The following is an 8778-nucleotide window of genomic DNA, read 5'->3' as shown; positions in this document are numbered from 1 at the left end:
GGTCGATGGTTCGAGTCCATTTAGGCCCACCATATTCCGCAGTAGCTCAGTGGTAGAGCTATCGGCTGTTAACCGATCGGTCGTAGGTTCGAGTCCTACCTGCGGAGCCATGGCCCGTTGGTCAAGTGGTTAAGACACCGCCCTTTCACGGCGGTAACACGGGTTCGAATCCCGTACGGGTCATTATAAAAAGAGTCAGCATAGTGCTGACTCTTTTTATTTGAAGAAAAATAATATCATACATTATATCTTCCTCATATTATATTACTTCATTGATTAATGATCTCCTTATACATACGTTTATTCAGCTACTTTTGGGCAGTAAGAACGAGAATGCTTTAACTAACCAAAAGTAGCTAAATAAAGAAACTCCACCGATGATCGTTTCACGTTATTTTAACAATAAGTATATCTTCATCGTATTATAAAATGTTTTATTTTTTATTATAAATAATGAAGGATTTTGTATGATTTTGTGTAATTAGGAAAGAATATGGTACATTATATTTTTACCAAATGATTATTTTAGCTATACTTAGATTTGAACGATATCAATTCATTTTGATGTCTGTATAACGAAATGTTGCATGAATATTTTACGGTATAAAGTATTTCTTTTACTAACCTCATCTTACTTATTGCTCTGTATCTTTACAAATTTCCTTCTCAAATAAGAACGATAAAATTTATATTTACTCTTCGCAATTCTAATGTTTTTAGAGTTGGTATTTCGTTTATCTTTTAAGGAACTTGCGAATTGAAATGAAGAGGGTTGGAGATGCTAAAGTGTGTAAAGGAGGGTAATATATTTATGACAACTGTTCGAGAATTGATGAGCACGAATATTGTACAATGTACATCACTAGATAACGTATATGAAGCAGCGGTGAAAATGAAAGAAGAAGATATAGGAATGATTCCTGTTGTGGAGAATAATCAAGTTATCGGACTTGTAACAGACCGTGATTTGGTTGTGCGGGGAATTGCAGAAAAGCATCCAGGTTCCAATCAAATTACAAATGTTATGACAACGCAAATTATTTCAGTGTCACCTGATGACGCTATTGAAAAAGCGACAGAGTTAATGGCACGTTACCAAATAAGAAGATTACCAGTAGTTGAACATGGACAACTTGTTGGGATGCTATCACTTGGTGATTTAGCAACAACTAAATATGCAGATGATCAAGCAGGCGTTGCCTTAAGTGAAATATCAGAGCAAATAGACTAAAGAAAGCGATACTTTTATTCTGTTTGCAGGGTAGGAATGTTTCATCTGAAAATTCATTTGAAAGCAAAGATGTAGTGAAGGATAAGCATGTTAACATGCGCTCCATTAGCTTAATGAATAATCTGTGGGGGCTTCCCCGCAGATTAAATCTATATTTTATGTAAATTATTTCTAATTTTTTCGTTAACGACTATTAACATATGAAAAAGATGGTATACTAATAAATATAAGTATTATATGTTATTTTGAATATAGTAATATTTATGATTAGTTTAATAGCATTCAAATATTTTATCATACATATAGAAAATGGAGGGGGGATTATATGGGGATTATGCAAACCGATCCGAATTGGAACTTGGTTACGGATGCGTATGCAGAGCCGGAAAATTTTGCTGATTTACTCTCTTTGCTTATACCAGAGTATCCAAAGGGAGAAGGAAAAGAACGAACTATTCTGGCTTGGAAAGAAAAAGAATTTTATAAGAAAGAAAATTTAATTCCTTTTATTTTATATGGCATGAAAAAATTACATGATCTGCCGAAGTTTCATAAAGATGAAATGCCAACTTTAGTTCGGATTATTCGTTTATGTCAAGAAGTAGGATGGTATCAACAGGCCTATGATTTTATGATTGCTGAGGGATTAGAGGAATTCGTGCAAACATCGCTAGAATACGAATCATGGGATGTATTTACACAAGTAGTTGCTTGGAATTATTTAACTGTAAAGCAAAAAGTTACGGAATTAGAAAGTAATGATGATCTTATTTGGGAAAGAATTAAGTTTAATGTAGAGTGTATTGAAAAGTATAAGACACTCTTGTCTCATAAAGAAGTGATGGAGTTTATGTTTCTGTATCTTTGTAAACAAGCAAAGGGATTATCAAAAGAGAAGTTAGATGAAATTTTAATGGAGTTAGCAATATATTGCAATACATATATATGTGATGTATACACGTTAGATTTATTAAAAAAATATAGAAAATGTACGGATTTTTTAACATATTATGAACCAAGCCGTGCTGTTGTAGCATGTCAGCGCGCAGTGATTGCACAAATATCTGATCGTCTTAATCCGTTGAAGACAACTCATGTTGATGATTATTTGTTTGTTATAAAAGAGATGATGGAACATATATCGTTTGAATTTATAACAAAATATGAGCACTTTATTGGGAAATTACTATCATACATTCCATTTTTTGAAATGATTCAAGTTCCACAACAAATGTATTATTGTGAAGAACTTATGTGTTTATGCAAAGGAATCGATTATAAAGAGGAACTACTACGCAATTATATATTTAAACAATTACCAAATTGTTTTCCTTCCTTTATTAAGCAATTTTTAAAGAATAAGCGCTATGCATCAATACATGATATTTTATTTTATTGGTGCAGCGACGAACAACGTATGGACTTAGAACATAAATATAATTTAAGTTTTATTTATGAGCAGTATGCATGCGGATAAACTAGAAAAGTGGTTTTATCCCGCTATTTGTGGGCAGTAATACTCCCACCTCAAAATTCAGCGAAAGCATTGTCCAGCTCCAGTGGCTAGAATGTTCGGTGGGAGATAAACTGCCCGTAAAAGCCCGATTGGTGAGGGCTGATAATCAGTGGGGGATGAAGAAAACCCCCACTGATTAAAGTTTCACTTTATATAAAAGCATAAACCCCCTTTCTTTTTAGGAGGACGAGAGCATTTGGCCATGCATAGAAACGGTCAGGGCCTTTTTCTACTAAAACAAAAGGACTAAGCAAGTAGCGGTCATGTTACATTCTACATCGCAGCGACTTATATGTCGAAAAATCAAAATAGATGTATAGAACGTAAAAAAGGATTCTACATCATGTGGAATCCTTTTTTAATAGTAAAGAAAAAGAAAATAATGCCAAAGAATTGTGGCGTTATTTTCCTATTTTCCATGTTTCTTCATGTTGTTGTTTACGATGTTTTGGAACATATATATACTGAGATACTATAAGAAGAATAGTCATAAAAAATACTGGAAACATTGCGGAGACATGGAAGTCATTAAAAGTAATGCTTGTTAATAAAGAACCTATAATGAATAGTACGGTATATATGTGTGAAATATGTCGCTTTAGTCGAATCTTGAATGTTTCCATCATCACTTCACAAGCAACAAACGCAATAATAATGCTTAAAAATACAATGTTTGTGTTATAAATTACTAAGCAACAAATTAAACCGAGAAATGCTAAACACTCAATAGTTAACGCAATATTACGTGCCATTATGCGTTACCTAACTAAGAAAGGAAGTGGATTTACAGCATTTGTTTTTTCAAAATTCCATTCCCCGTTATGTAATTCAAAATGTAAGTGTTGTCCAGACGAGTGTCCTGTATTTCCCATATAACCAAGCAATTGGCCTGTTGCCACTGTATCTCCCGCTTTGACAGCTCGACTTTTCATGTGAGCATATACAGTTGTATATAAATTCCCGTTTATATGATGAGCAACAAATACAACGTTTCCATAGCTTGTAGAATAATATGATTTAACAACAGTTCCAGGTGCTGCGGCTTGGATTGGAGCATTTCCTGTTGCTGTAATATCTACGCCATAGTGCATTTTTCCCCAGCGTACAGCAAATTCTGAACTTATTTTTCCTTGAGCGGGATATTTAAATACAGCTGAAATAGACGGTGTAGCTTGCGGTTTTTGTTGCTGTTGTCCTTGTGTTAAATAGTGCTGCGCGACATAACCATATCCTAATCCGTAGCGAATTTTATACCATGTTCCTACATTTTCAACGACTTGTACTTGTGTTCCATTTGTTAAAGACCCGATAATAGCTGTATTTGTTCCTGCTCCGCTACGTACTTTTAATGTCGGAGTGGCAACATAATAAGAATTTATACCTTGTACAGTAATTCCTTTTACTAATGGCTGATCGGCGTTAGATAAAAATTCTTTTCTTACATAGCCGCTTGTTCCATTATGTACAATTTTATACCATCCCTCTTGTTCTTCTTGAACAGTAACAAATTTCCCATTTGGTAATACAGTAATAATTTCAGATTGTGTATTTGGTTCAGAACGAATGTTTAATGCATCTGTATTTACGATATATTGATTCCCACTATTGTGTGGTTTTGTTAAAGAAATTGCTTCTTTTTTTACATAGCCAGTTTTATTGTGAGCGTGAACTTTATACCATTCATTTGTTGTTTCAAGAATTGTAACGGGAGTGTCGCGTGTAATGCTGTCAACAACATAATCTGCCCCATTAGGACTATTGTACATTTGTAATGTTTTCGTTTTTACATAACCAATTTTTGCTTTTGATGTTTGTTCTGCTGCTACGGTATGTACATTAGATTCTGCTATAGAGGGGAGCATAGAGGCAACTGCTACAGTAGTTGCTGTTATTGCAGCGACTTTTAAATTCATATATTCATAGACCTCCTTATGTAATGAGCTATTATAATTAAACTTATAATATAAAGATGCTGAGTCTGTAATATATTTGTTGATTAAAAACAAGCGAATGCTTTTTCACCATATATACAAGTTAAAAAATCGATAAACCCCGTTCTTTTTAAACGGTCAGGACCTTTTCTTACCACATACAAGGTTGAAAACAAAAGGAGAAAACGAGTACATGTTATATTCTACATAGTAGCGGCTTATATGTCGAAAAATTGAATTGGATATATAGCTATATAATAAAAGGATAGCAGATTTATAGCTGTTATGAAAATAGATGGAAAGAATTTGTTTTTTTCTGAACTTACAATATGTTTTTTAATGTTTTATCATATCTGACGAGAAGACCCCTACTTCAAGCGCGCAATGGTAGGGGGAGTTCAATTTGTTTAAACGATTAGTGTTTCACTTTATAACACTACTTTTGGAAGGTAAGGCCCTACCTTAAGATTTAGAAAAAGCGAAGAAGATAGGTGAGGGATAAAGAAACTCCACCGATGGAAGTTTCACTTCATAAATGAAAAGAGTTGCCGATGAGATATGGCGATGGTATACTGACTATGTTAAATGAATATAATGCTAGGGGAGCTAGTGTTGCTAGCTGAGAGTAAGACCTATAGTCTTTGACCCTTTTACCTGATCTAGATGATGCTAGCGTAGGGAAGCAATTTGGACGATATAAATAACGTCCCCGTTTCTTTATGCATAGAAACGGGGATTTTTTATTGACAATTTTATAGAACACCACTAGGGGTGCTTAAAAGCTGAGAGAGGTAAAAACCTTAACCCTTATGACCTGATCTAGGTGATGCTAGCGTAGGGAAGTGGAAACAACAAATGGGATTTTCTTTTGTTTGCTGTGGCCACTTCTTATATAGAAGTGGTTTTTTTATTTGGAACATATATACAGGAAGGGGAAGCTGAGATGACATTTTGTGAAAGACTATTTGAAAAAGTACAACCTGTTTGGGAAAAAAGTCATAATCATCCATTTGTAACAGGTATGGGAGATGGAACGTTAGAGAAAGATAGATTTCAATATTATATTGTTCAAGATTATTTGTATTTGTTAGATTACGCAAAGTTATATGCAATCGGTGTTGTAAAAGCAACAAATCCAAAAGTCATGGCGAGGTTTGCTGAACAAATTGATGGAATTTTAAATGGAGAAATGACGATTCATAAACAATATGCAAAACGTTTAGGAATTTCTGTTGAAGAGATGGAATTCGCAAAACCGTCTGCTATGAATCTAGCATATACAAACTATATGATGTCTGTCTCACAAAACGGTACACTTGCTGAGTTAATTGCGGCGTTGCTTCCATGTATGTGGAGTTATTGGGAGATTGGGAAGCGCTTAAATGCTATTCCAGGAGCACGCGATCATGAATTTTTCAGTGAGTGGATCCAAGGATACAGCTCTGAAGAATATGGGAATCTTTGTGTATGGTTAATTGATTTGTGTAATGAAATTGCAGTTGGGAAAACAGAAGAAGAACTGAATCGTTTAGAAGAAATCTTCTTATATTCCAGCCGGTTTGAATATTTATTTTGGGATATGGCATATCGTAAGGAGATGTGGGGTTTTGAGGAGCAAGAACATACTACAATTTCATAACGTTTCTTTTCATTATGATAAGAAGCCGATTATAGAGAATCTTGATGTTGTAGTACAAGAAGGGGAATTTATTAGTATTATTGGGCCGAGCGGCTGCGGGAAAAGTACATTGTTTCGGCTTATTACGGGACTTGAGAAAGCAAGTGCCGGCACGATTGATGTAATGGGAACAACTCCTGCCGGATATATGCCGCAAAAAGATATGTTACTCCCGTGGCGAACCATTATTGAAAATGCAGCTTTGCCTCTTGAATGTCAAGGAATGAAGAAAAAAGAAGCGCAAATGAAAGCGCAAGAGCTGCTGGAGCAGTTTGGACTGCAAGGATATGAAAAGAAACAGCCAAAAGATTTATCAGGCGGAATGCGGCAACGCGTATCGTTTATTCGGACATTGTTAACGGGTGGCGAACTTTTATTATTAGATGAACCGTTTAGTGCACTTGATGCATTAACGAAGGCATCTTTGCAAGAATGGCTGTTTGAACAATGGAAACATTGGCGAAAAACGATTTTGTTTATTACACATGATGTTGATGAAGCGCTTTTTCTTTCTAATCGTATTTTTGTCGTAACAGAACAGCCCATTACATCATTAACTGAGCGGGTTGTACCGCTTGGGCAAGAGCGCTCTCGAAAGGATTTGCATCGCCCGGAAATGCTGACATTAAAAGATGAACTTATTGGCATGTTGCAAAGACAGGTGCTTGTATGAAGCGAGTTGTAGATTATATTCCAGCTATTATTGTAACGACTATTTTGCTGATTGGTTGGGAAGTAGGAGCACGGATTCTCGATGAAATGTACATTTTACCTTCTCCAAGTGCTATTGTTCAAAAAATATGGGATTTGCGGGATATATTGCTTACGGTACATTTACCGGCAACGCTTTCTGTTACAGTGATTGGTATTGTCATTTCCATTGTATTAGGTGTTGGATTAGCGATGATGATGAGTATCAGTTCATTTGCCCAGAAAGCATTTTATCCGTTATTAGTTGCTTCACAAACAATTCCCATTACAGCTTTAGCACCATTATTTGTTTTATGGTTTGGCTATTCGATTTGGAGTAAGGTTGTTGTCACAGTACTTATTACATTCTTTCCCATTGCAGTGAATACGTATGATGGCCTTCGTAGTACGAAAAAGGAGTGGGAAGAGCTTTTAATTACATATGGTGCAACAAAAAAAGATATATTTTTAAAATTGAAATTACCGTCTGCACTGCCCTATTTTTTCTCAGCTTTAAAGGTGGCTGTGCCGTTTAGCGTGATTGGGGCAGCGATTGGAGAGTGGATCGGGGCACAAGCGGGGCTAGGCTATTTTAGTAAACGAATGATGACACAAATGGATGGTGCGGGTGTGTTTGCACCAATTGTTTTATTGTCATTACTCGCTATTTTCTTTGTATTACTCGTTTCGATATTTGAGAAGAAATTGATTAGTTGGAGGAAGCATTCATGAAATTAGTAAAGCGCATCTTTGTGTTTACGTTGTTAATTGCGATGATTGCTGGGTGTTCTAGCAATTCGGCATCAGAAAAGAAAAAGGGTGAAAAAGAAGTAACTGTCATGCTCGATTGGTATCCAAATGCAGTGCATAGCTTTATTTATGCAGCAATTGAAAAAGGTTATTTTAAAGAAGAAGGTGTGAAGGTAAATATTAAATTTCCTTCCAATCCAACTGATCCATTAACGTTAGCAGCAGCAGGAAAAGTAACCGTTGGATTGTATTATCAGCCTGACGTTGTGATTGCGAGAGCGAATGAACACATTCCAGTGAAATCTATCGGTGCAGTTGTTCGTTCCCCTTTAAACCATGTTGTATCGTTAAAATCAGCAGGCATTTCTTCTCCTAAAGATTTGGAAGGAAAAACAGTTGGATATTCAGGGACACCGTTAAGTGAAGAGTATTTAAAAACGATGATTAAAGAAGACGGGGGAAACCCAAATAACGTAAAAGTAGTTGATGTTGGTTTTGATTTAGTACCGGCTCTTACTACGAAAAAAGTAGATGCTGTTACAGGGGCATACATTAATCATGAAGTTCCAGTCATGCGTCATGAAGGTTACGAGCCAGCATATTTTAACCCAGCGGATTACGGTGTACCGAACTATCATGAACTTGTATTTGTAACAGGCGACAAAACATTGAAACAAGATAAAGAGACATTACAAGCCTTTTTACGCGGGGCGAAAAAAGGGTATGAATTTATGAAGAAAAATCCAGATGAAGCATTAAACATTTTATTAAATCATCAAGAAAAAGAAAATTTCCCGTTGATTCCAGAAGTTGAAAAAGAAAGTATGAAAATTTTATTGGACAAAATGGAAACGAAAGATGAACCATTTTTATCAGATACAGCAAGTTCGTGGGAAAAACAAAACAAGTGGTTAAAAGAAAAAGGAATGACAAAAGAAATGGTTCCGGCAAATGAGTTGTTTGAAAACATTTTAAAGTAGGC

At 35.5% G+C, this 8778-nt stretch carries 8 protein-coding genes, 2 tRNA genes and 2 riboswitches; of the genes, 8 read left to right on the top strand and 2 right to left on the bottom strand.

Annotated features, from left to right (window positions below; all coding sequences use genetic code 11):
• Positions 1 to 35 precede the first annotated feature (35 nt).
• The 4 genes from MR076_RS17960 to MR076_RS17945 all read left to right on the top strand — a co-directional run bounded on the left by MR076_RS17960 (position 36) and on the right by MR076_RS17945 (position 2708).
• Positions 36 to 110, top strand: a tRNA-Asn gene (locus MR076_RS17960).
• A 1-nt stretch (position 111) separates the two neighbouring features.
• Positions 112 to 183 (top strand) — tRNA-Glu (locus tag MR076_RS17955).
• Between the two features lie 628 nt (positions 184 to 811).
• A complete protein-coding gene (locus MR076_RS17950) occupies positions 812 to 1231 on the top strand; it encodes a CBS domain-containing protein (RefSeq protein WP_242222794.1) in 420 nt (139 codons plus the stop codon).
• Between the two features lie 325 nt (positions 1232 to 1556).
• The gene (locus MR076_RS17945; RefSeq protein ID WP_242222792.1) at positions 1557 to 2708 is read left to right on the top strand and encodes a DUF3965 domain-containing protein; all 1152 of its coding nucleotides are present in this window, start codon (positions 1557 to 1559) and stop codon (positions 2706 to 2708) included.
• Positions 2709 to 3148: 440 nt separating this feature from the next.
• Here MR076_RS17945 and MR076_RS17940 read toward each other — a convergent pair whose 3' ends face one another.
• The gene (locus tag MR076_RS17940; RefSeq protein ID WP_242222790.1) at positions 3149 to 3499 is read right to left on the bottom strand and encodes a hypothetical protein; all 351 of its coding nucleotides are present in this window, start codon (positions 3497 to 3499) and stop codon (positions 3149 to 3151) included.
• 6 nt (positions 3500 to 3505) lie between these two features.
• Entirely contained in the window at positions 3506 to 4660 is a 1155-nt protein-coding gene (locus MR076_RS17935) for an SH3 domain-containing protein (protein WP_242222788.1), read from the bottom strand.
• A gap of 607 nt (positions 4661 to 5267) precedes the next feature.
• Positions 5268 to 5376, top strand: a riboswitch (TPP riboswitch).
• A gap of 59 nt (positions 5377 to 5435) precedes the next feature.
• Positions 5436 to 5536: riboswitch (TPP riboswitch) on the top strand.
• An 85-nt stretch (positions 5537 to 5621) separates the two neighbouring features.
• Between MR076_RS17935 and tenA the strand changes: the two genes are divergently transcribed.
• From tenA to MR076_RS17915, 4 genes are read left to right on the top strand one after another with little or no spacing between them, the layout of a single operon-like run.
• A complete protein-coding gene (gene tenA / locus MR076_RS17930; protein ID WP_242222786.1) occupies positions 5622 to 6317 on the top strand; it encodes a thiaminase II in 696 nt (231 codons plus the stop codon).
• Entirely contained in the window at positions 6286 to 7029 is a 744-nt protein-coding gene (locus MR076_RS17925) for an ABC transporter ATP-binding protein (protein ID WP_242222783.1), read from the top strand. Before tenA ends, MR076_RS17925 begins: the two co-directional genes overlap by 32 nt.
• Positions 7026 to 7778, top strand: coding sequence for an ABC transporter permease (locus tag MR076_RS17920; RefSeq protein ID WP_242222781.1), 753 nt, complete (start codon positions 7026 to 7028; stop codon positions 7776 to 7778). The genes MR076_RS17925 and MR076_RS17920 overlap by 4 nt, the downstream gene beginning before the upstream one ends.
• Complete coding sequence (locus tag MR076_RS17915) at positions 7775 to 8776, top strand: ABC transporter substrate-binding protein (protein ID WP_242222779.1); 1002 nt, start codon at positions 7775 to 7777, stop codon at positions 8774 to 8776. Before MR076_RS17920 ends, MR076_RS17915 begins: the two co-directional genes overlap by 4 nt.
• The last annotated feature ends 2 nt before the right edge of the window (positions 8777 to 8778 follow it).

The organism is Bacillus cereus group sp. BfR-BA-01380, from assembly GCF_022663535.1.
GTDB lineage: Bacteria > Bacillota > Bacilli > Bacillales > Bacillaceae_G > Bacillus_A > Bacillus_A cereus_BB.
The sequence above is the reverse complement of the archived record's forward strand: the minus strand, read 5'-3'. Positions and strand labels throughout refer to the sequence as shown.